The organism is Vibrio anguillarum, from assembly GCF_001989995.2.
Classification (GTDB): domain Bacteria; phylum Pseudomonadota; class Gammaproteobacteria; order Enterobacterales; family Vibrionaceae; genus Vibrio; species Vibrio anguillarum.
Window position 1 is genome coordinate 13,568 of sequence record NZ_JAHGUP010000039.1, and the last position, 25,008, is coordinate 38,575.

Annotated in this window: 24 protein-coding genes, 1 riboswitch and 1 other annotated feature; of the genes, 10 read left to right on the top strand and 14 right to left on the bottom strand. The window is 43.7% G+C overall.

Annotated features, from left to right (window positions below; translation table 11 throughout):
• Positions 1-24 precede the first annotated feature (24 nt).
• From hisIE to PL85_RS10260, 9 genes are all read right to left on the bottom strand, one after another.
• Positions 25-660: a bifunctional phosphoribosyl-AMP cyclohydrolase/phosphoribosyl-ATP diphosphatase HisIE gene (hisIE, locus tag PL85_RS10220; protein WP_017043909.1), complete on the bottom strand. Its 636-nt coding sequence runs from the start codon at positions 658-660 to the stop codon at positions 25-27.
• Positions 657-1,430 carry an imidazole glycerol phosphate synthase subunit HisF gene (gene hisF, locus PL85_RS10225; protein WP_115339702.1) on the bottom strand — a complete coding sequence of 258 codons (774 nt, stop codon included), beginning with the start codon at positions 1,428-1,430 and terminating at the stop codon, positions 657-659. Before hisF ends, hisIE begins: the two co-directional genes overlap by 4 nt.
• A complete protein-coding gene (gene hisA / locus PL85_RS10230) occupies positions 1,412-2,149 on the bottom strand; it encodes a 1-(5-phosphoribosyl)-5-[(5-phosphoribosylamino)methylideneamino]imidazole-4-carboxamide isomerase (protein ID WP_013857092.1) in 738 nt (245 codons plus the stop codon). The genes hisF and hisA overlap by 19 nt, the downstream gene beginning before the upstream one ends.
• Positions 2,150-2,162: 13 nt before the next feature.
• Positions 2,163-2,825, bottom strand: coding sequence for an imidazole glycerol phosphate synthase subunit HisH (gene hisH, locus PL85_RS10235; protein ID WP_017044648.1), 663 nt, complete (start codon positions 2,823-2,825; stop codon positions 2,163-2,165).
• A complete protein-coding gene (gene hisB / locus PL85_RS10240; RefSeq protein ID WP_115339701.1) occupies positions 2,825-3,898 on the bottom strand; it encodes a bifunctional histidinol-phosphatase/imidazoleglycerol-phosphate dehydratase HisB in 1,074 nt (357 codons plus the stop codon). The genes hisH and hisB overlap by 1 nt, the downstream gene beginning before the upstream one ends.
• Positions 3,899-3,978: 80 nt before the next feature.
• Positions 3,979-5,019, bottom strand: a complete 1,041-nt coding sequence (gene hisC, locus PL85_RS10245; RefSeq protein ID WP_115339700.1) for a histidinol-phosphate transaminase — start codon at positions 5,017-5,019, stop codon at positions 3,979-3,981.
• On the bottom strand, positions 5,019-6,317 hold the full coding sequence (gene hisD / locus PL85_RS10250; protein ID WP_115339699.1) for a histidinol dehydrogenase: 1,299 nt from the start codon (positions 6,315-6,317) through the stop codon (positions 5,019-5,021). The genes hisC and hisD overlap by 1 nt, the downstream gene beginning before the upstream one ends.
• 5 nt (positions 6,318-6,322) lie before the next feature.
• A complete protein-coding gene (gene hisG, locus PL85_RS10255; RefSeq protein ID WP_026027608.1) occupies positions 6,323-7,219 on the bottom strand; it encodes an ATP phosphoribosyltransferase in 897 nt (298 codons plus the stop codon).
• Between the two features lie 53 nt (positions 7,220-7,272).
• Positions 7,273-7,409: a sequence feature (His leader region), on the bottom strand.
• 193 nt (positions 7,410-7,602) lie between these two features.
• Positions 7,603-9,204 carry a Na+/H+ antiporter NhaC family protein gene (locus PL85_RS10260; protein ID WP_026028031.1) on the bottom strand — a complete coding sequence of 534 codons (1,602 nt, stop codon included), beginning with the start codon at positions 9,202-9,204 and terminating at the stop codon, positions 7,603-7,605.
• A gap of 116 nt (positions 9,205-9,320) precedes the next feature.
• Positions 9,321-9,504, bottom strand: a riboswitch (Lysine riboswitch).
• A 418-nt stretch (positions 9,505-9,922) separates the two neighbouring features.
• On the opposite strand from PL85_RS10260, the gene PL85_RS10265 reads away from it, so the two are divergent.
• Positions 9,923-10,336, top strand: a complete 414-nt coding sequence (locus PL85_RS10265) for an H-NS histone family protein (RefSeq protein ID WP_017043902.1) — start codon at positions 9,923-9,925, stop codon at positions 10,334-10,336.
• Between the two features lie 56 nt (positions 10,337-10,392).
• Here the strand turns inward: PL85_RS10265 and PL85_RS10270 are convergent, their stop codons facing one another.
• Together PL85_RS10270 and PL85_RS10275 are read right to left on the bottom strand one after the other, a co-directional pair.
• On the bottom strand, positions 10,393-11,697 hold the full coding sequence (locus tag PL85_RS10270; RefSeq protein ID WP_088721150.1) for an inosine/guanosine kinase: 1,305 nt from the start codon (positions 11,695-11,697) through the stop codon (positions 10,393-10,395).
• Positions 11,698-11,799: 102 nt separating this feature from the next.
• Positions 11,800-12,069 (bottom strand): hypothetical protein, encoded by a 270-nt coding sequence (locus PL85_RS10275; RefSeq protein ID WP_013857103.1) that lies wholly within the window; start codon positions 12,067-12,069, stop codon positions 11,800-11,802.
• Positions 12,070-12,268: 199 nt separating this feature from the next.
• Between PL85_RS10275 and mnmA the strand changes: the two genes are divergently transcribed.
• From mnmA to purB, 3 genes are read left to right on the top strand one after another with little or no spacing between them, the layout of a single operon-like run.
• Positions 12,269-13,390, top strand: a complete 1,122-nt coding sequence (mnmA, locus tag PL85_RS10280; protein WP_013857104.1) for a tRNA 2-thiouridine(34) synthase MnmA — start codon at positions 12,269-12,271, stop codon at positions 13,388-13,390.
• A gap of 20 nt (positions 13,391-13,410) precedes the next feature.
• Positions 13,411-14,028: a high frequency lysogenization protein HflD gene (hflD, locus tag PL85_RS10285; protein WP_019281971.1), complete on the top strand. Its 618-nt coding sequence runs from the start codon at positions 13,411-13,413 to the stop codon at positions 14,026-14,028.
• A gap of 54 nt (positions 14,029-14,082) precedes the next feature.
• Positions 14,083-15,453: an adenylosuccinate lyase gene (purB, locus tag PL85_RS10290; protein ID WP_013857106.1), complete on the top strand. Its 1,371-nt coding sequence runs from the start codon at positions 14,083-14,085 to the stop codon at positions 15,451-15,453.
• A 100-nt stretch (positions 15,454-15,553) separates the two neighbouring features.
• On the opposite strand, the gene serC is transcribed toward purB, so the two are convergent.
• Together serC and PL85_RS10300 are read right to left on the bottom strand one after the other, a co-directional pair.
• On the bottom strand, positions 15,554-16,651 hold the full coding sequence (gene serC / locus PL85_RS10295) for a 3-phosphoserine/phosphohydroxythreonine transaminase (RefSeq protein ID WP_174223828.1): 1,098 nt from the start codon (positions 16,649-16,651) through the stop codon (positions 15,554-15,556).
• A 143-nt stretch (positions 16,652-16,794) separates the two neighbouring features.
• Positions 16,795-18,054, bottom strand: a complete 1,260-nt coding sequence (locus PL85_RS10300; protein ID WP_115339697.1) for a DUF945 family protein — start codon at positions 18,052-18,054, stop codon at positions 16,795-16,797.
• A gap of 174 nt (positions 18,055-18,228) precedes the next feature.
• Between PL85_RS10300 and PL85_RS10305 the strand changes: the two genes are divergently transcribed.
• From PL85_RS10305 to PL85_RS10315, 3 genes are all read left to right on the top strand, one after another.
• On the top strand, positions 18,229-20,154 hold the full coding sequence (locus tag PL85_RS10305) for an ATP-binding protein (protein WP_174223827.1): 1,926 nt from the start codon (positions 18,229-18,231) through the stop codon (positions 20,152-20,154).
• Between the two features lie 30 nt (positions 20,155-20,184).
• On the top strand, positions 20,185-20,682 hold the full coding sequence (locus PL85_RS10310; RefSeq protein WP_029189736.1) for a response regulator: 498 nt from the start codon (positions 20,185-20,187) through the stop codon (positions 20,680-20,682).
• Between the two features lie 182 nt (positions 20,683-20,864).
• A complete protein-coding gene (locus PL85_RS10315) occupies positions 20,865-21,413 on the top strand; it encodes a hypothetical protein (RefSeq protein ID WP_026028034.1) in 549 nt (182 codons plus the stop codon).
• A gap of 88 nt (positions 21,414-21,501) precedes the next feature.
• Here PL85_RS10315 and PL85_RS10320 read toward each other — a convergent pair whose 3' ends face one another.
• Positions 21,502-22,095, bottom strand: a complete 594-nt coding sequence (locus tag PL85_RS10320) for a TfoX/Sxy family DNA transformation protein (protein ID WP_013857112.1) — start codon at positions 22,093-22,095, stop codon at positions 21,502-21,504.
• A gap of 370 nt (positions 22,096-22,465) precedes the next feature.
• Between PL85_RS10320 and PL85_RS10325 the strand changes: the two genes are divergently transcribed.
• From PL85_RS10325 to PL85_RS10335, 3 genes are all read left to right on the top strand, one after another.
• Positions 22,466-23,386 carry an HDOD domain-containing protein gene (locus PL85_RS10325; protein WP_026028826.1) on the top strand — a complete coding sequence of 307 codons (921 nt, stop codon included), beginning with the start codon at positions 22,466-22,468 and terminating at the stop codon, positions 23,384-23,386.
• Between the two features lie 23 nt (positions 23,387-23,409).
• Entirely contained in the window at positions 23,410-24,315 is a 906-nt protein-coding gene (locus PL85_RS10330) for a LysO family transporter (protein ID WP_017047741.1), read from the top strand.
• A gap of 86 nt (positions 24,316-24,401) precedes the next feature.
• On the top strand, positions 24,402-24,914 hold the full coding sequence (locus PL85_RS10335; RefSeq protein WP_064624990.1) for a hypothetical protein: 513 nt from the start codon (positions 24,402-24,404) through the stop codon (positions 24,912-24,914).
• Positions 24,915-25,008: the final 94 nt, after the last annotated feature.

The following is a 25,008-nucleotide window of genomic DNA, read 5'->3' on the forward strand; positions in this document are numbered from 1 at the left end:
TTTATTTAAGAGGCTTCACTGTGTTTATTTATGGCGTTCTTTAAGCTTATCAATCACATCACTCAACGCTAATCCTTGGTCTTGCAATAGCACCAATAAGTGATAAATCAAATCAGCAGACTCACACACTAACTCCGCCTTATCGCCCGACGTCGCCGCAAGCGCAACTTCAACGCCCTCTTCGCCCACTTTCTGCGAAATACGCTTTGTTCCACGGGCATAAAGGCTAGCGGTGTAAGAGGAATCAGGGTCGGCACTCTTGCGGGCAGCCAATAGCTGCTCAAGCTGATGAAGCCACACCATTTGAGACTCTTCTTGTGCATCGTTATCCCAACAGGTTGTGGTTCCAGTATGGCACGTTGGCCCAATGGGATTCACTTTGACCAATAAAGTGTCATTATCACAATCGAGCGCCATGTTTTTCAACTGTAACACATGACCAGAGGTCTCTCCTTTGGTCCAAAGGCGCTGTTTGCTGCGAGAAAAGAACGTCACTTGGCCTGTTTGCGCGGTTTTTTGCAACGCATCTTGGTTCATGTAACCCATCATAAGCACTTGACTTGATTGAAAATCTTGCACTATCGCCGGAACAAGGCCATCAACTTTGTTCCAATCAATACGCTCAGAAAGTGCAACCGCACTCGATACTTGAAAACTCATCGTCTTACCTCTACACCTTCTGCTTGTAAATATTGTTTTAATTCGCCGATATTGATGATCTGCTTGTGAAAAACCGATGCCGCCAACGCGCCATCGACATGAGCTTGTTGGTAAGCTTGCGCAAAGTGCTCCATCGTTCCCGCCCCGCCAGAAGCGATAAGTGGCACGCGACACACAGCACGTACCTTCTGGAGTTGCTGTAGATCATAACCATTACGCACGCCGTCTTGGTTCATCATATTCAATACGATTTCACCCGCACCACGTTTTTGTACCTCTTGTACCCAATCGCAAGTTTGCCACTGTGTTGCTTTGGTGCGCGTCTCATCGCCAGTAAATTGATAGACCTGATACTGACCCGTTTCTTGATCGAAGTAAGAGTCAATGCCGACCACAATACATTGCACGCCAAATTTATCCGCCAAGTCAGTAATCAACTGTGGGTTAGCGAGTGCTGGAGAGTTAATGGAGACTTTATCTGCACCAAATTCTAAAATTCGCGCAGCATCTTCGGCAGATTTAATACCGCCCGCGACGCAAAATGGAATATCAACCACTGCCGCGACACGCGCAACCCAACTTTTATCCACCACTCGGCCATCACTCGACGCGGTAATGTCGTAAAACACCAACTCATCCGCACCCTCTTCGGCGTAGCGTTTTGCAAGCGGTACGATATCACCAATGATTTCGTGGTTGCGAAACTGCACCCCTTTCACGACTTGTCCATCGCGGACATCCAAACAAGGAATTATGCGTTTTGCCAACATTCGAATGCCTCCTGAGCGGTGAACTTACCATCTAATAAGGCACGACCGACAATCACGCCTGCGACGCCACTGCCTGTTAAGGCTTTGATGTCCGCTAAGCTACCGATACCACCTGAGGATTGAAACTGTACTTGTGGGTACTGTTTGCATAAATCGATATACAACTCAACGTTAGAACCGGCTAGTGTGCCATCGCGGGAAATATCAGTGCACAATACGTGTGTCAAACCGACCGTTAGGTAATCATCAATCAAGGCTTCTATCGTTACACCTGAATCTTCTTGCCAACCTGAAATGGCCACTTTACGTGTGCCGTCTTGATCAATGTTGATGTCGAGCGCTAGCACAATTTTTTCTGCGCCATACTTTTCCATCCATCCTTTGACTAATTCAGGCTGTTTTACGGCCGTAGAACCGACAACCACGCGCTGCGCACCCGCATTTAATAAATCCACCACATCTTGCTCACTACGCACACCGCCACCAATTTGAATATTGGCAGGGGTACTGGCAAGCAGTTTGGCAATCAGATCAAGCTGTCGGGCTGAGGTATCTTTTGCACCCGTTAAATCGACAAGGTGCAACCAGTTAGCTCCAGCCTGATGATAGAGGCGAAACTGCTCTGCAGGATCCACTTTGTATTCGGTAACTTGACCATAATCGCCTTGAAATAAGCGAACCACTTGGCCATCAATTAAATCTAATGCTGGAATAATCATTGCTAATTCCCTTTTATAATTCCAAGAAGTTCTTGATCAGTGCTGAGCCAGCTTTGGATGAGCGCTCTGGGTGAAATTGGACACCATAGTAATTACCGCTTTGCAGCGCCGCGGTGAAAGGCTTACCGTATTCACATTCGGCAATCGTGTATTCACCGACGGGCATGGCGTAGCTATGGACAAAATAGAAATATTCGCCTTGCTCAATGCCTTTAAACAGAGGATGGCCTCTTTCGGCATTGACCGTATTCCAACCCATATGTGGCAGTGGTAAATCGCCTGTATCCATCAGGCGAACCTCGCCGTCACATAACCCCAAGCATTCAACAATGTCATTAGCTTGATCGTTAGCTTGCTGTCCTTTTTCTTCTGACAGCTGACCTAACAGTTGCATGCCTAAGCAGATGCCGAGCAGTGGCTTTTCAACCTGTTTCACCAAGGTGATTAAATCGCGCTGTTGCAGATTTTTCATCGCCTCACTTGCCGTACCGACACCGGGTAAAAACAGCTTATCTGCCGTCAACACCACATCAGGATCTTTTGAAATAGTGACTGGGTAACCCAAGCGTTCGATGGCAAATTTCACGGAAGACACATTAGCGCAGCCTGTATCAATGATGACGACCTTTTGCGGCTGGCTGCTGTGATCACTCATCGCTTCGCGGACTGACGACATTACAGTACTCCTTTGCTGCTAGGTAGTTCATTGCCTTCCACTTTAATGGCTTGGCGCAATGTGCGGCCAAAAGCCTTAAACAAACTTTCAATAATATGGTGATCATTCTCGCCACTGGATGAGAGATGTAGCGTACAGGCCAAAGTGTCGGTTAATGAACGGAAGAAGTGATATACCATTTCAGTGGAGAGATCGCCCACTTGCTCACGTGTAAAGGTGGCCTCAAATTTCAGATAAGGGCGACCCGATAGATCGAGCGCGCATTGTGCTAAACACTCATCCATCGGCAACGAAAAACCAAAACGACCAATGCCACGCTTATCGCCTAATGCCTCTTTTAAGGCTTGCCCGAGTGCTAATGCGGTATCTTCAATGGTGTGGTGATCATCAATGTGCAGATCACCATTGACGCTCAACTTCAATTGAAAACCACCATGGGTTGCGATTTGGTCAAGCATGTGGTCAAAAAAACCTAACCCCGTTGTAATTTGATTACCACCCGTTTCATCCAAATTGACCGCAACTTTAATGTCTGTCTCTTTAGTTGTTCTTACCACTTCGGCGCTGCGCGCTTTCACGGTTAAGTCTTTAACTATTTCACGCCATCCCATACTTTTCGGATGATATTGAATACCACGGATCGCCATATTTTCAGCCAGTTGCAGGTCGGTTATTCGGTCGCCAATCACCACTGATTGCTGAAAATCGACTTTGCCTCCTTGCAGATACTCTTTAACCATCCCCAGTTTGGGTTTGCGGCAAGAGCAATTATCTTTTTCAAAGTGCGGGCAAATCAGCACATCATCAAAGATCACTCCTTGGGACTGAAAAATGTCCATCATCATCGTATGAGGGGCATCGAAATCCGCTTGAGGATAGCTATCCGTCCCCAGTCCATCTTGGTTGGTGACCATCACCAGCCGATAACCCGCAGCCTGCAAAGCCAGTAGGCTTGGGATCACATACGGCTCTAGTTTCAGTTTGTCTAAACGATCAACTTGGAAATCGACCGGAGGCTCAACAATTAAGGTTCCGTCACGATCAATAAAGAGAATTTTTTGCTGTTTGCTCACTGGAATATCCTTTTCTATTGGCCAGTAACGTCACTTAAACGACTGGCTCTTATTCATTTTGGGCTATTTATGGTGCTCGATTACTGATAATAATTGTGAATAAAAGCGAGTGTTTTTTCACACTCTTCACGATTACCGATGCTGATCCTCACGCAATTTTCAATCGGAGAATTGCGTAAAATAATGCCGTGATCCCAAGCGGCTTTAAACAATGAATCACCATCGGGAAATTTCACTAATAGGTAGTTTCCCCACCCTTCAAACACAGTTAAATTGGACACCATATACAACCCTGCTTGTAAGTAAGCACGGTTTGCATTGAGATCCAACACTTGGAATTTGGTACGAGCCAGCCCAGCTTCCGATAACGCTTTCACGGCAATGTCTGCTACCGGAATTGGCACGGGATAAGGTGCAATTACCTTCTGCAGCACATCAATCAGCTCTTTATTGGCCAAGGTAAAACCGCAGCGCAAACCTGCAAGCGCAAACGCTTTAGATAAGGTGCGTAAAATCGCCAAATTCGGGTATTGCGCTAATAAATCAACGGTTGAGGCTTCTGGACAAAAATCAATGTAGGCTTCATCCATCACGACAATAGCGCGGTCTTTAGTCATTTCCAGCAAAGCAATAATATCTTGGCGCTTAACCAAATTGCCGGTTGGATTATTAGGACTACAAACGAAGATCAACTTCACGCGGTCCAAATTGGCACGAATGGCTGACAGGTCGAGCTGCCAATCCGCTGTTAATGGCACAACTTTACGCTCGACACCGAACGTTTCAGCGCTAATCGCGTACATACCATAAGTCGGCGGACAGTATAAAATAGCGTCTTGATTGGGCTCACAAAATGCGCGGATCAAAAGTTCAATCCCTTCATCGGCACCACGTGAGGTCAACACCTGCTCTGGTTGTACCTTGGCATAAGCCGCATACGCATCGATCATAGCTTTAGGTTGGCAATCACTGTAACGGTTCAAACGTACAAAATCGGTTTTGTACTCATTATTGAATGGCGATTCGTTGGCATTGAGCCACACATCACCACTGCCGCCAATACGGCGAGCCGATAAGTAAGGTTTTAGTGCTTGAATTTGCTTACGAGCCAGTTTTTCCATTATTTTTTCGCCTTTTGCAATTTTTCGACTCGAATGGTGACCGCACGTTTGTGTGCATCCAATCCTTCAGCTTCTGCCATTGTGACCACAGTTGGCGCTAACCCTTGTAAGCCCTCTGCGCTGAGTTCTTGCACCGTCATGCGCTTACTAAAATCAGCTAAACCAAGGCTAGAATAAGTACGCGTGTAGCCGTATGTTGGCAAAACGTGGTTGGTACCCGAAGCGTAGTCACCGGCTGATTCTGGTGACCACTCACCTAAGAAAATTGAGCCAGCGTTATCAAGTAACGGCAACAGCTCACGAGGGTTCCGCGTTTGCACAATTAAGTGCTCAGGGCCGTAGTAGTTCGAGATAGAAACTGCTTGGGTCAAAGACTCAGCGATAATGATCAAACTAGAAGCCAAGGCCTTTTCTGCAATGGCGGCGCGAGATAAGCTTTTTAGCTGCTTTTGCACTGCATCTGTTACTTGATCGGCAATCACCGCTGAAGGGGTCACTAACACAACTTGTGAATCAGGTCCGTGCTCAGCTTGGCTAAGCAGATCAGCCGCGATGAAATCGGCATCAGCCGTATCATCAGCAATCACCAACACTTCCGAAGGACCCGCTGGCATATCAATCGCTGCACCGCGAAAATCATTGCTCACTTGACGTTTTGCTTCTGTCACGTAGGCATTACCGGGGCCGAAGATTTTGTCTACTTTAGCAACGGATTTAGTCCCATAAGCCATTGCTGCAATCGCTTGACCACCACCAATGTTGTACACCTCATCAATGTTACACAGCTTGGCCACGTAGAGGATTTCGTCCGCAATCGGTGGCGGTGAGCAGAGCACCACTTTACGACACCCTACAATTTGTGCAGGAACACCCAACATTAATACGGTAGAAGGTAAAGGCGCACTGCCTCCGGGAATGTACAAGCCCACCGTATTAATTGGACGCGTGACTTGTTCACACACTACTCCCGGCTGCGTTTCCACTTTGATCGGTTGCAGCTTTTGTGCTTTATGGAACTTAGTAATGTTCTCATAAGCTTGTTGAAGCGCTCGTTTCATCTTGTCAGAAAGACGCTCACACGCCGCATCAATCTCACCACTTGAGACGCGAATTGAATCCGGTTTCACGCGGTCAAATTTTTCAGTTAACTCAATTAAAGCTTGGTCACCTTGCGCTTTTACCTGCGCAATCACGGCGCTCACGGCAGCAGTGACATTGGCTCCTTCAGTAATGGCCGGGCGTTCTAAAATTGAATCTTGCTGAGTTTCACTCAACGATTGCCAAACGACAGTTCTCATCGCCGTTACTCCATCATTTTATCGATAGGTAAAACCAAAATAGAACTCGCCCCTAATGCTTTTAGGCGCTCCATGGTTTCCCAAAATAGGTTCTCGGTACTGACCACATGTACTGCAACGCGATTTTTCTCCGCCGATAAAGGCAGCACTGTTGGGTCTTCCGCTCCCGGAAGTAAGTCTTTAATCGCTTCTAATTGATCAACCGGGGCATGCAGCATGATGTATTTGGACTCTTTGGCTTGAATCACGCCTTGCATACGCGTCAATAAACGAGCAATCAATGCTTGCTTATCTTCACTGAATTCACCTTGACGCTGAATGAGTGTTGCTTTGGATTGGAAGATAACTTCAGCCTCTTTGAGACCATTCGCTTCTAATGTTGCGCCGGTAGAAACAAGGTCAGCAATCGCATCAGCTAAGCCAGCTCGTGGCGCAACCTCAACAGAGCCTGTGAGCACACAAGTGCTAAAATCAATGCCCTTTTCATCCATGTACGCTTTGAGTAGCTGCGGATAAGTTGTGGCGATGCGTTTACCCGCCAAATCTTGAGGACCGTTGTATTGCTGATCTTTATTGATCGCGATGGATAAGCGGCAGCCGCCAAAATCAAGACGGCGCAGTGAAACAAACTCACTTTTCTTATTTTGCGACAAGCGTTCTAAACGCACCTCTTCCAGTTCATTCTCACCAATGAAACCGAGATCAACCACACCGTCCATCACCAGCCCGGGTATGTCGTCATCACGCACTAGCAGTAGGTCGATCGGCATATTGAGAGAGTGAACGACAAGACGCTCACCCATGATATTGAATTTCACGCCGCATTTTTTAAGTAGGTCTTGGCACTCTGAGCTCAAGCGGCCTTTCTTCTGGATGGCAATTCTTAGGCGTTGTGTTTGCATGACAATTTCCCTGTGCAATGTATTGAATGTATTTGGAATTGAGTTAAAGCAAAATGAAAAAACCCTCGGGAGATTTGCGTTCTCCCGAGGGTTTTAATCTAAATGCTTTGACTTAACCACCGGGAGTTTCCTGCCTCCCGGGTATGCGTACATCTCCCCGAAAGATTATTTAGGGTGATGGTGATGATGAATGTTCATTACAAAATTACGCATACTTATCAGCTCTTATTGGTTTGCTGTCTTGACTCCACACTAACCAAGCTGATGTTCTTTTTCAACTAAAAATTTTGCTTTTTTAAAATCTTTTTTCGCCGTCGTGCACCAGTAATAAAAAAGGGAAACTTTCGTTTCCCTTTTATCAACTCCATTTAACCAAAATACGGCTACAACGTCTCGCAATGTGTCATTTTTGATTTCGCCATAGCGGCCATAATCATGCACACAATGATAAATGCAACAGAAGCACAAGCCAACGAGATCAGCACTGACGCTGTCATTCCTAAAACAACAAAACCGACACTCGAAACCAAGGCCGTAGCCAGTGCATACGGCAATTGTGTCGCAACGTGATCGATATGGTTACAACGCGCGCCTGTCGACGATAAAATGGTGGTGTCAGAAATAGGAGAACAGTGGTCACCAAAAACGGAACCGGCGAGCACCGCGCTCAGCATCGGGAGTATTAGAGCGATATCGGTCGCCGCAGCCATATCTCCAGCAATGGGCAACATGATGCCAAACGTTCCCCAAGAAGTGCCTGTTGAAAATGCCATCACACCCGATAGTAAGAATAAGATGACTGGTAGCCAATGCGGATCAATATTACCTTGAACCAAAGATGACATATACGCACCGGTTTTCATGTCCCCAATAACAGAGCCAATTGTCCAGGCAAAAATCAGGATCAAAATCGCACCAAACATCGATTTAGCACCGATCCACAATGTATTACTGATGTCATTCATTGGCAGCTTTTGCTTAAACACGGTAAACAGAGCCATCGCCAAGCCAACTAGCCCGCCGTAAATCAATGAAGCGCCGACATTGGTGTTTTCAAACGCACCCAGTAGATCAAATGCTTTACCGTCTGCGGCTAAAGATTGACCACCCGTAAATAACATGGCTGAAACCGTTGCAATGATGAGTAATACGATAGGCAGAACCAGATCCAACACTTTGCCATGTTCGCTCTCTTTGATATCAAGCTCTTCATTTAACTCATGTGCGTCTTGGCTATCGTTTTCATTTGCGTCGTCAAATCCACGGCCTTGGGAGGCATTAATTTCATGCTGGCGCATTTGACCAATATCTAATTGGAACCACACCACCGCAAACACCATCAGTAATGCAAAAATGGCATAAAAATTCATTGGTACTAAACGCATGTACGCGCCCAATGCCGAATATTCGGTAATCCCGTGAGAAACGAGAATACCGCCAATAATCGTCATAATGTACGCGCCCCAGCTAGAAGCTGGCATCACAACGCACATTGGTGCTGCAGTTGAATCAAGGATATAGGCAAGTTTAGCGCGAGATACATAAAAGCGGTCAGTCACAGGGCGAGAAATAGAACCTACGGCTAAACTGTTAAAATAATCATCAACGAAAATAAACACACCCAAAAATGCCGCCAGCAGTTTTGAGCCACGTTTACTTTTTACGCGGACTTGTGCCCATTCGGCAAAAGCACGAGTACCGCCAGACAAAGTTAATAGCGCGGTCATCATACCTAATAAAAGCAAAAACCCGACGATACTCATATTCCAAGTGTTAATGCCGCCATCAGCAACAAAGACGCTTGATACCTTAGTAGCAACATAACTGAATGCACTACCAAAAGAATAATCCGCGAGTAATACCGCGCCTAATACAATACCGACACCTAATGAAACAAGCACTCTGCGTGTAAGAACAGCCAAACTTAATGCTACCAGAGGCGGTAACAGCGACAGAGGAGATGATGCAAAATCGATTAAATTCATGATCTTCAAAAACCAGTAAGTAAATGGTTAGAGATCTACTGCAGACAAATTACAGGCTAAGGTAACCATGTAATTCATGTTGAACTAAGCGAAAGGGAAGCGAACACTTCACCCAACCCTACAGTAGCGCTCCATAGTTTAAAAAAAGAATAGACTATGGCAGTGTTGTTCCTATTCGAATACAACCCCAGCAAGCTGCTTTAATGTGCATACTTACTTCGGCGATAAAACCTTTCACTTTTGTTCATTGGCATTACCCCAACAGAAGTTACTATTTTTTACCGCACCTCTACGTCAAAGAAAGTACAATAAATCACCGTTATTAAGTCATTTTAACAATGATAAATGTCTTACTTCGCTTTAGGTAAATGACATTGTACTTAACAACGAATGCATTGCAACCGATCATGTCATCAAAGTGCATCAATTATTGGTCACATTCATTAAGAAACATTGAGACTTCTTTCATAATGTGGTGCAATGAATATCACGAAGATTATAATAAAAAACATTAATTATAAGTCTATCTAAAAATCATTGATGATCTTCTTGATACTACTACTTATGTATGAAATTAGCTCATCACTAACAAGTTCATATTTTTTTGATTTTTATTTATCTATAAAATTTTCATTAATATTTGAATCTAATATTGTAAGTACCAATTCAGCAGTTTATTATTGCTGTGTCGACTAAATTAAATCAAATAGGAATAGTCATGTCTGAATTAACAAAAACTCTACTTAATATTCGTAGCCTACGCGCTTTTTCTCGTGAACTCACTCTAGAGCAGCTTGAAGAAGCACTAGATAAATTAACGATCGTTGTTCAAGAACGCAGAGAAGCGGAAGAAGAAGAACGCTCTGCTCGCGCAGAACAAGAAGCGAAGCTGGCTGCGATTGCAGAACAGATTGCCAAAGACGGTATTGATGTAAGCGCATTAATTTCTGCACTTTCTGGTGAAACTAAGAACAAAGTTAAAGTTCAAGGCAAACGCGCACCTCGTCCAGCAAAATACAAATATCTTGATGCCAATGGCCAAGAAAAAACATGGACAGGTCAAGGTCGCACACCTTCTGCAATTCAAGAGCAACTTGATGCAGGTAAATCTCTAGAAGAATTCGAGATTTAATAACTCTTTAGCAAATAAAAAGGCTCCTAACGGAGCCTTTTTATTATTTTAATCTTTTATCTTTCCCAATACGCTTCTTCTAAGCTGTCTTCACGTTCAGGTAAACCACGTGACAGACGAGGTGAATGCTGGGCTAGCACCTCATAACTGGCACGGTTGGAATATTTGCAAACTTGCGAGAAGGATGAATAGGTTAAAAAGTTATTCTGATGCTTGCTCGAATTAGGGACGTTCTCTTTATGATATTTATTGGCTGCCATATCATGCAGCAATGCCGATAACGCCGCATCTCCCGCACCATTAGTATTTTTAATTTTCTCAGGTCCACCCATATACGGTGAAATATGAGAATAAACACGTATCGGATTTTCACAACTTATTTTTGATGCTGGGCGACTAAATTCATAACGATTGAATTCAGCAATAGAACCAGGTAATAGTGGCAACGATGTTTCACGTTTCGCCGCATCTTCAGTATATCCTGCCATAAATAAACCGACTGGGCCTGCGGTGCATAATACAAGATCAACCCAATTTAAGGCTTTATTTGACGCTGCAAGGGGATCACTTTCCCCGGTTAATGCTTCGGCTTCATCTTCATTCATGGCAACAACAGTGACATGATCACGCAAAAAATTTTGCCAAAATTGAGGGTCATCTTGAATAACAAATTTAGTACCTAAGGTTAAAACAACAGGTACATCATATTTCTTAGCATATTCAATCGCTCTCATTGTTGCCTCTGGCATTGGATCACCAGTTTTGCAGCGAATTAAATAAGCAGTCAGTACTAAGGCTGAAGCACTTTTAAATATTTTTTCTGGAACACTTTCTGCGCGAAGTTGGTTCATTTGCCCTTCACTAATAGCAAAGGTTCTTTCTCCATCCTCTGTGATCAAGGCAAAGCAGCGCCCAATCGCTCCATCGACCGCTTGTAAATAATTCAGATCCATCCGACTTGATGTATTACATAAATAACGATAACCGTAGCTACCAATTTTTATATCTTGGCTCATCACACCTAACAACGTTGAGCGATCATCTGCCAGCACCGAATAATTGTGTAATGTGTTGCCAATCGTTCCCCCAGCATATTCGTTAGTAATCAGACCATTTTGTTTGAGCTCAGTGTACAAAGCTTCGGCCTTCTGATCGTCAATCACTAACGAATGGCCTTTACTAAGCTCATATTTTTCGATGAGGTCAGTATTTACTTTCGCTTCTATATCCACCAAGGTCTGGTCGATACCAATAATATGTGTACGTGACATTTTTTTATTTTCTTGTGCTTGGATAACAAGTGGGTCACGTGCATGAACAGGAAAGTAATGCTTTGATTTGCGTTGGCCAGGAAATTTCATAACGTCAGTCTGAGTAGAGGAGAAAAAGATGCGCGATTCTACCGCGCACCCATTAGCGCGGCAACTAAGGCAATTATAGCAAACGTTTGCTCTTGATTATTTTTATTCACCTTCCATAAAGCTGAGATCAGGTAACCTATCTAAATGCTCTGAATAGCGTTTTAGGTCAAATTGCCCTTCGTTTTTCATCACATCAAAAATCTCAATTGCAAGCGCACAAGCAATAGAGGCAACGGCATCCTCCCTTGAGTGACCTGTCATCATCAAGCGCATCAAGGTTTCTTTGACCTTTAACGGATTTCCGTCCGCGAGTTGATTCTCTACTGTTTCGATGAGAAATGCGTCATCCATAATCTGATTGTCATCTTGCATTTTGTGGCCTTTTATTACGCTTTAAAATGGCACGCACTATGCCATAAGCCATTGTAGAATTCTAAAACTAATTTCTGCTGACATTGACAGATACGACGCCAATTAAACCAGATAGAAGTGTGATTGCTGTCTCGGATCTGTCGCGACGAAAATCTTTCTGCTAGAATCTGCGACCAAGTCAATTGAGTGGTATTAAGTAATGTCAGACAACCGCAGCGCAAACAGCCAAAAGAAAGTCATCGTCGGCATGTCCGGTGGTGTTGACTCCTCCGTTTCGGCGTATCTTCTCAAAGAGCAAGGTTATCAAGTCGAAGGCCTGTTCATGAAGAACTGGGAAGAAGATGATAACGAGGAATATTGTACAGCGGCGGAAGATTTAGCCGATGCACAAGCCGTGTGCGATAAGTTAGACATCCCTCTTCATACCATTAATTTTGCCGCCGAATATTGGGACAACGTATTTGAATATTTCCTTGAGGAATATAAAGCCGGGCGAACTCCCAACCCAGACATTCTTTGTAACAAAGAAATCAAGTTTAAAGCCTTTTTAGAGTTTGCAGATGAAGTGCTAGATGCCGATTATATCGCCATGGGCCACTATGTTCGACGCACCTTCCCTGAAGGTAATGACAAACCACAAATGCTGCGCGGCTTGGACAACAACAAAGACCAAAGCTACTTCCTCTATACATTAAGCCATGAACAAGTGGCCCGTAGCTTATTTCCTGTGGGTGATTTAGAAAAACCCGAAGTTCGACGCATTGCGGAAGAACAAGGTTTGGTGACGGCGAAGAAAAAAGATTCAACTGGTATCTGTTTCATCGGCGAGCGCAAATTTACCGACTTCTTGTCTCGCTATTTACCAGCACAACCGGGTAAAATTGAAACACCAGAAGGTCTCGTTATTGGTGAACATCAAGGCCTGATGTACCACACTTTAGGTCAACGCAAAGGGTTACACATTGGTGGCCAAAAAGGCGGTGGCGGTAACGAAGACCCATGGTATGTCGCTGATAAAGATCTTAAACGTAACGTTTTGATTGCAGTCCAAGGCGCTGATCACCCATTATTGAAATCTCATGGCTTGATCGCTTCCCAATTACACTGGGTTGATCGTACACCAATCCAAGCAACGCTAAGCTGCACGGTAAAAACACGTTACCGTCAAACGGATATAGCGTGTACCATCATCCCTATTGATGATGAAAACATTAAAGTCATTTTTGATGAGCCACAAGTGGCCGTCACGCCTGGTCAATCCGCGGTTTTCTATCAAGGCGATGTGTGTCTTGGCGGTGGAATTATTGAGCAGCGAATTTAAACAACTTAGGAGTAATAAACGTGGCTAACACCCTTTATGACCGTACCATCGCTTTTGCGGGTATCTGCCAAGCTGTCGCTTTAGTGCAACACGTAGCAAAAAATGGTCACTGTGATTCAGACGCGTTTGAAACTTCTCTAACGGCTATCTTAAGTACTAATCCAAGCAATACACTTGATGTCTTCGGCTCTGAGGCCAACTTAAAAATTGGCCTCGAATGTTTGGTGAAAGGTATTGATAGCACGCCATCAGGGAGTGAAATCACTCGCTATATCATTAGCCTGATGGCATTAGAGCGTAAATTAAGCGCTCGTCGTGATGCGATGTCACAGCTGGGCGATCGTATTCAAACGATTGAACGTCAAGTCAACCACTTTGACTTGCTTGATGATCAGATGATCAGCAACCTTGCCAGTATCTACTTGGATGTTATCAGCCCTATTGGCCCAAGAATCCAAGTCACTGGAACCCCTACCATACTTCAACAAACTTCAACCCAGCACAAAGTGCGCGCCTTACTCCTTTCAGGAATTCGTTGCGCTGTCTTGTGGCGTCAGGTTGGAGGAAAGCGTCGCCATCTGATCTTCGGTCGTAAGAAAATGATCGAACAAGCTCAGATTTTATTAGCTCGAGTCTAATATTGACGCAAAGAATTCACTCTCACACTTAACCTCAAAATTCAGGAGAAAAACATGGAACTGTCAGCCTTGACTGCTGTTTCACCGGTAGACGGCCGCTACGGAAGTAAAACGATTGCGTTACGCAGTATCTTTAGTGAGTTTGGTCTCCTCAAGTATCGGACCATTGTTGAAATTCGTTGGTTACAGAAGCTTTCAGCCACTGCTGGAATTGCCGAAGTTCCAGCATTCAGTGATGAAGCCAATCAATTTCTTAATGCGATAGCAGACAATTTTAGCGAAGAAGATGCCGCTCGTATTAAAGAAATTGAACGCACAACGAACCATGATGTTAAGGCTGTAGAGTATTTCTTAAAAGAAAAAGTAGCGGGTGTTCCTGAGCTGCACGCCGTTAATGAATTCATTCACTTTGCTTGTACTTCAGAAGATATCAACAACACATCTCACGCGCTAATGCTCAAAGAAGCGCGCGATACCGTGCTTCTTCCTGAAATGCGCAACATTATTGATGCGATTCGTCACTTAGCAGAAGAGTATCGCGATATTCCGTTATTGTCTCGTACCCACGGACAGCCAGCATCACCAAGTACTATGGGTAAAGAGATGGCTAACGTAGCGTACCGTATGGAACGCCAATATAAGCAGATTGCCAATATCGAGATTCTCGCAAAAGTAAACGGCGCAGTAGGTAACTACAACGCTCACCTTTCAGCCTATCCAGAACTCGACTGGCATACCTTTAGTGAAGAGTTTATCACTGAATCGCTAGGTGTGGCGTGGAACCCTTATACCACACAAATTGAGCCACATGATTACATCGCAGAGCTATTTGATGCCGTTGCCCGCTTCAATACTATTCTGATCGACTTCGATCGTGACATTTGGGGCTATATCGCTTTGGGCCACTTCAGACAAAGAACCATTGCGGGTGAAATTGGTTCATCGACAATGCCACATAAAGTCAACCCGATCGATTTTGAAAACTCAGAAGGCAACCTAGGCCTTGCTAATGCCGTGTTCAATCACCTAGCACAAAAGCTGCCTATCTCTCGCTGGCAACGTGACTTAACAGATTCAACCGTGCTGCGTAACCTTGGTGTGGGTGTTGGTTATGCGATCATCGCCTACACTTCGACGCTAAAAGGGATCAGTAAACTGGAAGTGAACCGTGATGCGCTGCTTGCTGAGCTCGATAAAAACTGGGAAGTCCTTGCTGAACCAGTGCAGACGGTTATGCGCCGCTACGGCATCGAAAAACCGTACGAAAAATTGAAAGAACTCACGCGCGGTAAGCGAGTCGATGGTGAAGCGATGCGCCACTTTATTGATGGCCTTGCGCTACCTGAAGCGGAAAAAGCACGCTTGAAAGAGATGACACCAGCCAACTACATTGGCCAAGCAATTGAGTTAACCGACAAATTGTAATGCTCTTCAATCTAGCCGATTAATGACAAAGCCCACTTAGTGGGCTTTGTTTTTTAAGGTCGTATTTTATGTTATATCGTTTTTGATACCATAAAAAACGTTAGGCGTACTGCTGTTCAAACTCTTGCATAAAATCAACTAAGGCTTGAACGCCTTCCAGTGTCATCGCATTGTAAATCGAGGCACGCATACCACCCGCGACTCGGTGACCTTGCAGCGAGACTAAACCACGCGCTTCAGCCAACTCTAAAAACGTACTATCCAACTCTGGTTTCACTAATTGGAAAGGCACATTCATCAGTGAACGGTTGTCTGGGTGAATGGTATTGCGATAGAAAGGTGACTCATCAATTGCGTTATAAAGCAGCGCTGCTTTCTCGCGGTTGATTTTCTCAATCGCAGCGACACCACCCTGCCCTTTTAGCCACTTGAACACGAGACCCGACAAATACCACGCAAATGTAGGCGGCGTGTTGAACATAGAATCTTGTTCAGCTTGCACTTTATAATTCAATATAGTCGGTAGCACATCACTGGCTAAATCAAGCAAATCATCACGAACAATCGCAATACAGATCCCCGCTGGCCCAATGTTTTTCTGCGCTCCCGCATAAATGACTCCGTACTTTGAGACGTCTATTTGGCGCGACAAAATCGTAGATGACATATCAGCTACAATCGGTTTGTCTGTATCTGGTAAATCATTAATCTCAATACCATCTATCGTTTCATTCGGACAAAAATGCACGTAAGCCGACTTAGGATCGATTTTCCATTCGCTGGCTGGTAATACCGCTGTTTTGCCCTCTTTGGTCACTTTGGCGTTGAAAACATCGATTTCACAATATTTCTTCGCTTCTTTGACCGCACTTTCAGCCCAGTAACCCGCATCAATATAAGTCGCTTTAGTCGCATCGCCTAATAAGTTTAAAGGCACCGCCGCAAACTGAGCGCGCGCTCCACCCTGACAAAATAATACTTTGTAATTACTCGGGATATTAAGCAAATCTCGCAGATCTTGCTCCGCTTCTTGAGCAACATGAATAAAAGGTTTACTGCGATGACTAATTTCCATAACGGACGTGCCAAGCTCGTTCCAGTTAATAAACTCGGCTTGCGCTTTTTCCATCACGGCTTTAGGTAAGGCTGCTGGGCCTGCGCTGAAATTATAGACTGGGCCCGCTTGATTTGATTCCATGAGTTCCTTGCTCCTGCTATCGACAATTAATGTGATTAATACCACTTTTTGATGTGGATAAAAAGCGAGAAAAGAGCTTCTATCGGCTCTTTTCTCTTACTGATTGCTAAAACTCGCGAAATCGTTTGCTTGAGCGCCGTTCGCTATCGCATCAATGCCGGAAGTAATAGTGTCAATAGCGGCATTTGGTTGCCATTTTCAAATTCCAAGTTGCCCTCTTTCAGTTCAGCTTGGAGTCGATATCCTTGATCGGTTTGCTGCATAATTTCCATCACAACAAGCTCATCAATACCTTGCTGGATAAAAGGAAAATCTTCAACCAGCTGGTTAGAAATGAAGGTATCAATGTGGCCAGTTAAGGCTGGTAAAATGGTACTCGGATCTTGCACCACATTATTTGTCCCTTCAGGAACCGCTATCTTCCAGTTTGATTCAAACTCACCTTGGCCAACTTTTAGCGCCATTTTATTCATCGATAGATAAAAACCTTTCTCGAATAATGATTGCACATAAGGTAGTGCTTGCTGAATGTCCTCATCAGAAAGTTCTGGGCTGTTTTGGTAAAGCGTTGAAAGCTTCTCAAAAGCGTCACCATCTAAATCACCCAAAGTAAAATCAAGATTGAGGTCCTTCACCTCGCCTTCGCTATAAGTTAATTTATCCATCTCAATCAAGTGATTACTATCAAAACGAGAAGGCTCTCCTTTTAATACCGAATCAAAGGAATAACGCATGTTGTCCATACTCAGCGTATTTTCACCTAGGCCATCGACAAGATTAATTTTTGCTAACGCCAATGACTGTTGTCCTAGCCAGAAGCCTTTATCTTGTTTACCTATACCTTGACCAGTTAGCTGTGAAAGCATCATTTTTTCACCACTGGTAAAATCCAACTCAACAGAAGGAACATTCAGTTGATAAGTGATTTCACCTAGCACCGAAATATCACCTTTCAATGTGGCGGGCGTTGTCGAGAACGTCATCTCGCCACCTTCACTTTGGTAGTGCCAACTGTTTAGCGCCACAGTGTATTGAGTATTGCCATTCAACTGCGTGATACTGGTCATCGTCAATGGTAGATTTTCTTGATCAGCAATAACGGATGTTGCTGTTAAACTCAACAGGCCATGCTTAACCTCGCTATTGACTAAAACTTGGGTCGGTAAACCATCGGCAATAAACTGTTGTTTGAGCGTTTTATCTGCAATCTGATAGCGGGTTTGCACGGTTGATGAAAGGTAACCGCGCTTATAACTGACAATGTCAGCCTCGATTGAACCTGAAGAGATATTTGCAATACCGTTAGTGATCACCTTTTCACCGATTTGCCCGACAGCCAACGGCCAACATGCTGCTAAGACGATAGCACCACCAACCGCACCAATGATTTTTAACTGTTTCATAGTGTTCCATTCCTGAAGATTTTACCCAGTCTACCGTAAACAATTGAAAACCAAAACATGGAGTTAGGTCAGAGTATTGCTAAGATGTGATGAGAAATTCTAAAACCTAGCTCTCAAACCCACTGCGTAATACTTGCTACAGTAGTCAAAACAGCGATGACAGTAGAGGCTTGTGTGAACCATTACGCACTACTTTGTTTAGACAATAACCCAATCAGCACAGAACAGTTGCGAGCTGAGTTAGCTCCGTTCGCCACTAAATTTGATCTTCATACAGCGGACACCATAGATGAAGCTGAGCAAGCCCTAGAATATTTGCACGAACAGCAACAAACGATTGCATTGGTCATTGCCAGTCACCATGAGCAGTTTGATGGTGCGGATTTTTTGACTCAACTCGATAAATCAACCCACACGCGTTCAGCGCGGAAAGTGCTGATAAGCTGCGGACAAGATATTCAAGCCATTCTCACCGCCGTCAATGAGGGGCGATTAGATCACTGTCTCACTAAACCACTACAAAATAACGTGCTCTATAAAACCGTCCAAAAAGAGCTCACGACCTACATCTTAGATCACGATAAAGACAACATTCTCAACTACAGCACAATACTTGATCAACAGCGCATCTTACGCGCGCACATCGATAATAAAATGCGCAGTTATCGAGATGGTTTTATCTCCGATTACCACAAGCTTTCTGATACAGAACTGGCTGAACAAGTAATTGGTGCTTTACACCAATTTTTTGAAAATGAAGATGAAACTCGCGCCTGCCGAACCTACTCCACTAATCACTTTCTTACCAAAGAGGGAGAAGAGAACCGCTTTCTTTGGTTCATCACTGAAGGTGAAGTGGCCCTGTATAAAAAAGATGATTTAGGGCAACAAAGAGAAGTGGTTCGCCACAAAAAAGGCAACATTGTCGGTGGTATGTCTTTTGTGACTGGTGAGAAATCTTTTTCTACTGCCGTCACCCTGACTAAAACCGATGTGATTAAACTAGACCGAGATGTGTTTGCAAAAGTCATGCATTCGGATACTCGGCTATTGCCCCTATTTACTAACTTGCTGCTCCGCCATTTTAACCGCCGCTTACAACGCAGTATTAACACTAAATTGCAACTACAAAAAACGCTCGAATCACTTGAGTCAGCTCATCAGCAATTAATCGAGCGGGAAAAAATGGCCATGCTCGGTCAGCTTGTTGCAGGCGTCGCTCATGAACTAAACAATCCTGTCGCCGCAATTTTACGTGGAACCGAAACATTGTCAGACAAGATTGAGCACTTAGTCCAAGAGACTGAACATAAAAATCTGCAACATAAAGGCAGCCAACTATTAAGGAATGCACTTTCAGCCAAACCTACTTCTACATCAGAAGAGCGGGCACGCGCTAAAGCCATAGAAAATGAAATTCATCATCGTTTGATCGCGAAAAAATTGGTCAAACTCAATCTAGATGATGATCTTGCGCTCCGACAATCGGCTAAGCACGATCCTGAGAAAACGTTAGAAACACTGGAACAATTAGAAAACTATTTCCTAACAGGTAGTACACTTCGTTCTATCAATGTTTGTGCACAACGCATCGCCGATATGGTACGAAGCCTTAAAGGGTATGCTCGCCCTGATGATGAAGCGCTGCACAAGGTCAATATTCATGAAGGTATTGAAGACACTCTGGTTATTTTCGAAAATCGTCTTAAGCGCCACAAAGTTGAGAAAGAGTATGCCGACTTACCTTTGATTACCTGTCAGCCGATTGCATTACAACAAGTATGGACAAACCTCATTTCCAACGCTATTGATGCCTTCCCAGCCAATGGCGTACTGCACATTGCAACCACATTAGCAAAACAGGGTAATCAATCTTTTGTGACCATCAGTTTCACGGATAATGGTTGTGGGATCCCGTACGAGCAGAAAGAGCGTATCTTCACATTAAATTACACGACGAAAAAAGAAGGTAACTTTGGGCTCGGTATTGGGCTTTCTGTCTGCCAACAAATAGTCCACCAGCATCAAGGTTGGATCGATGTTCAATCTGAACAGGATAAATACACGACAATGACGGTATGGCTGCCAGTTAGTCGATAACTTGTCGTGCTGATGATTAAGGAGAATATCATGAACAAATTTTTGATCTTATGCGTGGACGATGAACGTGAAGTATTGGACAGCGTCATACAAGACCTCGACGAATTTGAAGAGTTTTTTATCTTAGAAGCCGCAGAATCTGTTGCAGAGGCAAAAGAAGTGATTGCCGATCACCAAGCTCAAAATATCAAGCTGGCTTTAATTTTGTGCGATCACATTATGCCCGAACAAACAGGCATTAGTTTCTTAATTGAATTAAGCCACAATGAAGAGACGCAACATACACGCAAAGTACTACTAACAGGCCAAGCAGGGCTAGAAGACACCGTAGAAGCGGTGAATAATGCCAGCCTACATTTTTATGTAGCCAAACCTTGGGATGGGAACAAACTTCGCGATGTTATCAAAGATCAATTAACACAATATATGATTGAAAACGAATCAGATTTAATGCCTTGGGCCAGAGTCTTGGATGCCGAGAAAATCTTCAATGCGATCGCACAAAACCGCATCAGTTTTGGTGAATAAAATATCCTAACGAAGAAATGGCACTCTCTTTGCTTATTTTTTGCGAAGACAACAAAAGAATGACACTTTTTAATGGCGACAATGTCAATCTATGCACTATGATGTCTAAATTCTTTAATGTCACCGCGGGTATTCCGCGACTGACCATGGAAATAAACTAAAAATATAGGTTTATAGTGACTATGCGTAAAACAATCATTGCAGCCGCTTTGCTGCTAGCCTCAGGCCAAACACTGGCAGAAATAGACCGAAATAGCCCATCCGTCATGAGCAATTTTAGTTACGACTATATCGAAGCTCGTATTGGAGCAAGTCCAGTCACCTTTGGTGCTGCGATGAGCAAATCAATTCACCCAAATGCACATGTTATTGGTCGTATAGACTCTGAGTTTGAAGGTGATTTTGACGCAGCCGCAGGTTTTGGCTTTCATGCTCCTATTAACAACTGGGCTGACTTCACGGGTGAAATGCTATTACGCGTCGTAGATACCCGCGATAATAAAAGCACCGATACCGGAATGGAATTAAACCTTGGCGTACGTCAATGGCTTGGACCACAGTTAGAAGTTGGTGGCAAAGGTGGCTTTGTTTCTATCGATGACAATGATGACTGGATTGCGTCTGTTTATGCCCGTTTTCATTCTACAGAACTTTTCTCTCTCGGTGCCGAGGCTCGCATCAATGATGCTTACGGCGATCAACTGATGTTTACGACTCGTTTTAAGTTCTAGGTGTAAGCTAAATACAATAAAAAGCCGAGACGTAAGACTCGGCTTTTTATTTGATAACTATTTATTTGATAACTGTGCTACAAAACTGTCAGCGTAATGAGCAGCTTTCTAATAATTGACGCTTGCGAGGCTCTTGCAGCAATTTCCAATGAATACCTTCGATCGCACCAGCAAACTTCCACAGTAGTTTTACATCGACGTCACTACCGTACGTTTTTCTCACTTTAGAAAATATCGTAGGAGCACCTAAGCGCATGAACGTTTCCACATCATTGATGCCCGCTTTTTTAACCATACGCTCTAACGTTAACTGCATGTTTGGTAAATCACGTAGTCGACGGCTTGCAGAGGATTTTTGAAAACTACGTTGCTCAACAGAATAGCGGATGGAACGTTCAATAATCGTATCTAGGCTCTCATGATTGCTCACAAAAAGCTCAGTAATATCATAATAATTAACGGTTGCTGTAGTCTGCTTTTTAACGTGTTTGTATTTTTCGCAGCCTAATTTTGTGAGTGCATCATCGAGCTCTTCACCTCCACGAATAAAAACAGACTCTTCACTAATCAGTGAATACATCGCTTCTTTTTGGAAAAGCCCAACACCGCCAAACATTGAACGCTTTTGAAATGCGCCAAATTTAATAACGTAATTGAAAAATGCATGCTCAATCATATCCATTGATCCTTAATCAAGTTCCCCGATTAATAGTGATCACCAGATAGCAGCGTATTTTTGCGAATAAAAAGAGTAAGTTAGTAACAAGCTTGTAGTAGTTTAGTATTAGCTTGCTTAATATGGGTACTATCATAGTTAACGATACAAAATAAGTCTGGGCATACATCACATCAATAGACATATCTCAGCAGAGTTATGAGATAGAAATCACATCATTGTGTTTATGAATAAATTTTTTTGACACATACGCTTTCCATTAACGTATTAAGATTAATGCATCAAGAAAACAAATTAATGCGATTGATGGTGAATTGATTGCTTATTTGGGTTAGCAGACGGTAAAATGCCTTCAGTACAGATTGAGCACAAATTTATGAATCATCTATCTTTTTACTGGCTTCCAGATCATCATCAAATGCTCATCCAAGGGTTAGAAAGTGAATTTTCTCAATTGGTTGAACACTCACTCAGCACAGGAAAAATTTCACTTCCTCCTATTCCGGATGTTGTTCTAAAAATACAGCGCTTATGCACATTAGAATCTACTGAAATTTCAGATGTCGCCGATTGTCTACTTGAAGATCCCGGACTGACTGCAATTGTAGTACGCGTAGCAAACTCTGTTGTCTTTAATCGTCGAAATATTACCTGTACGGATTTAGTCACGGCTGTATCACGCTTAGGCATACTACGAGTACGCGACATTGTAACAGCCCAAGCGATTGAGCAGTTAAAGCACTCTGTAAACTTAAGCAAAGAATGCAATAAAATATTGGTTAATAGCGCCGCCATATCGCGAGAGCTTGGCGCAACCATGGTGATGGTAACTCACGCATTTAAACAACTTGAACCAAGCCGATATCAACATTTAGAGCAGGAAAAAGCCTTACTTGTCGGTCTACTTGCGGATATTGGCTTGTTTTGTCTGGTACACGAATATCATTTATATCTTGAGAAAGGCAACTATCTCGATCAAGACATCGCCCTACAGATTTTTCAGTCGCGATGTTCAAAAACCAGTCAGCTTGTGTTAAGAAGTTGGGGGTTCGACTCAGATTTCCTTGAAGTAGCAGGAAATCAATCTTTAGTCGCATCTTCTCACGAAGTCAGTTACCTTGATGTGGCACGTATTGCTCACCATCTTTTACTGTTTCGTCGTCAAGATGAAGAGATTGAAGAGCATGACGTCGAAATTAATGCGACCGGAGCTGAGGTGCTATACAACTTAAGTAACCTTAGTGAGCTTGAATTCAAATCAAAACTCAATGATGTGATCAACGCAAGCGGCTTCTAAACCCAAAATAATCAGAGGATGAGATGTTCTCAGGGATGTTATTTATTTTTGCCCCACTAATAGTGGGGTATCTATTTTCTATTGCCAATCAACAGTGGCTAGCAGCATTAAATAAAGCCACGTCTTGGTTAGTTTACGTCATTCTGTTTCTGATGGGTTTAAGCTTGGCAGCCCTCGATAACTTGGGCAGTAACCTACAGTTGATACTTAAATTTACCACCGTATTTTTCTTGATGATCGGTGCTTGCAACTTGTTGGTCTTGCCTTTTATTGACAAATTTCTACCCATAAAAACCGATGCGAACCATTCAAAACTGCCACTATCTAGCATGGCGTTAGAATCCGTAAAGCTGATTGTGGTTGTCGGTGGAGGATTGGCGCTTGGGGTTGTATTAGGATTCGATTTAAGTTGGGTGAGCACCGCCAGTGAATGGATCCTGTTCGTATTACTTTTCTTTATTGGTATTCAGTTGAGAAATAGTGGTTTAACTCTACGACAAATTTTGCTCAATAAATACGGAATGGTCATCGCATTAGTCATTATATTGACCTCTTGGATTGGGGGGATCATTGCGGCCATGATTCTTGATATCCCAATTTATCGAGGACTAGCCATGGCTTCCGGTTTTGGATGGTATTCACTTGCCGGGATTTTAATGGGTGATGCTTTCGGCCCAGTCTATGGTGGTGCCTCTTTCATGATAGAGCTACTTAGAGAACTGGTTGCTTTAGTGATGATCCCCATGCTAATCCGAACCAAACCTTGCTCTGCCATCGGCTATGCTGGGGCAACCGCGATGGATTTCACCTTGCCCGTGATCCAGACAACTGGCGGGGTTCGTTGCGTACCGATCGCAATTGTCAGTGGGTTTATTCTCAGCCTACTGGTGCCTATTCTTATGCTGTTCTTTGTATCACTTGCAGGCTAGATCTCAGGAATCACTTTAGCCTTCATTTAAACTAACAATAGGGAGTAGAAAACTCCCATACAATAACAAAGCCCAAAGGAAGATTTATGAAACGTGTCCTCATTGCCCTACTGCTCTCAACTTCAGCGAATGTTGCTCTCGCTGCTGATAACCAATGCTTATCCGAAAAATATGACGCTTATGTCGACGCGTCTCTCAATTGGTATAGTGATCTCGCAGACTTAACGACCGCGCAATATCCTGAACTTACTGAAGTCAGCCAATGGTTTCTGCAAGGACGCCAGCATCACTTTGAATTAAGCCGTGCGGCAGTCCACTATTACCTAAGCAACGATCCTTCTAAAGTTGCCACCTCGCAACCTGTAGAAGCTTGGTTAAAACTAGAACAGCACGACATTAAAGTATTGGCCTCACGCAGTGATGATCTCGGCCACATTGCTAAAATCACCTATGAAGATCGCCAAGCAAAGCCTAACGAAAAAAACTATGAATTACGTTCAGCTTTAGCCGAATTGCTCAGTCATCCGAAGCAGATCGAAGCTGCGTTGAATAAATATAACGATGCCATCGCCTTGATCGAAAAGAAAGTCTGTAACTAGTCGCCGCCTCTACTCTAGCCGAATTAAGACGGGACAACTGTCCCGTTTTCGTTTAGATTGTGCCGCTCGCATTCCATAAAATCAAAATAACGAA

Coding starts and splice junctions, on each gene's coding strand:
- hisH (WP_017044648.1), bottom strand. CDS start 2,825: ATGTCGTCAGTCCGCGAAGCGATGAGTGATCACAGCAGCCAGCCGCAA.
- PL85_RS10275 (WP_013857103.1), bottom strand. CDS start 12,069: ATGCAAGATGACAATCAGATTATGGATGACGCATTTCTCATCGAAACA.
- PL85_RS10320 (WP_013857112.1), bottom strand. CDS start 22,095: ATGGATATGATTGAGCATGCATTTTTCAATTACGTTATTAAATTTGGC.
- PL85_RS10325 (WP_026028826.1), top strand. CDS start 22,466: ATGAATCATCTATCTTTTTACTGGCTTCCAGATCATCATCAAATGCTC.
- purB (WP_013857106.1), top strand. CDS start 14,083: ATGGAACTGTCAGCCTTGACTGCTGTTTCACCGGTAGACGGCCGCTAC.
- mnmA (WP_013857104.1), top strand. CDS start 12,269: ATGTCAGACAACCGCAGCGCAAACAGCCAAAAGAAAGTCATCGTCGGC.
- hisC (WP_115339700.1), bottom strand. CDS start 5,019: ATGGAAAAACTGGCTCGTAAGCAAATTCAAGCACTAAAACCTTACTTA.
- hisD (WP_115339699.1), bottom strand. CDS start 6,317: ATGAGAACTGTCGTTTGGCAATCGTTGAGTGAAACTCAGCAAGATTCA.
- PL85_RS10300 (WP_115339697.1), bottom strand. CDS start 18,054: ATGAAACAGTTAAAAATCATTGGTGCGGTTGGTGGTGCTATCGTCTTA.
- PL85_RS10330 (WP_017047741.1), top strand. CDS start 23,410: ATGTTCTCAGGGATGTTATTTATTTTTGCCCCACTAATAGTGGGGTAT.
- PL85_RS10310 (WP_029189736.1), top strand. CDS start 20,185: ATGAACAAATTTTTGATCTTATGCGTGGACGATGAACGTGAAGTATTG.
- PL85_RS10335 (WP_064624990.1), top strand. CDS start 24,402: ATGAAACGTGTCCTCATTGCCCTACTGCTCTCAACTTCAGCGAATGTT.
- PL85_RS10260 (WP_026028031.1), bottom strand. CDS start 9,204: ATGAATTTAATCGATTTTGCATCATCTCCTCTGTCGCTGTTACCGCCT.
- serC (WP_174223828.1), bottom strand. CDS start 16,651: ATGGAATCAAATCAAGCGGGCCCAGTCTATAATTTCAGCGCAGGCCCA.
- hisF (WP_115339702.1), bottom strand. CDS start 1,430: ATGTTGGCAAAACGCATAATTCCTTGTTTGGATGTCCGCGATGGACAA.
- PL85_RS10270 (WP_088721150.1), bottom strand. CDS start 11,697: ATGAAATTTCCTGGCCAACGCAAATCAAAGCATTACTTTCCTGTTCAT.
- hisG (WP_026027608.1), bottom strand. CDS start 7,219: ATGCAAACACAACGCCTAAGAATTGCCATCCAGAAGAAAGGCCGCTTG.
- hisIE (WP_017043909.1), bottom strand. CDS start 660: ATGAGTTTTCAAGTATCGAGTGCGGTTGCACTTTCTGAGCGTATTGAT.
- PL85_RS10315 (WP_026028034.1), top strand. CDS start 20,865: ATGCGTAAAACAATCATTGCAGCCGCTTTGCTGCTAGCCTCAGGCCAA.
- PL85_RS10265 (WP_017043902.1), top strand. CDS start 9,923: ATGTCTGAATTAACAAAAACTCTACTTAATATTCGTAGCCTACGCGCT.
- hisA (WP_013857092.1), bottom strand. CDS start 2,149: ATGATTATTCCAGCATTAGATTTAATTGATGGCCAAGTGGTTCGCTTA.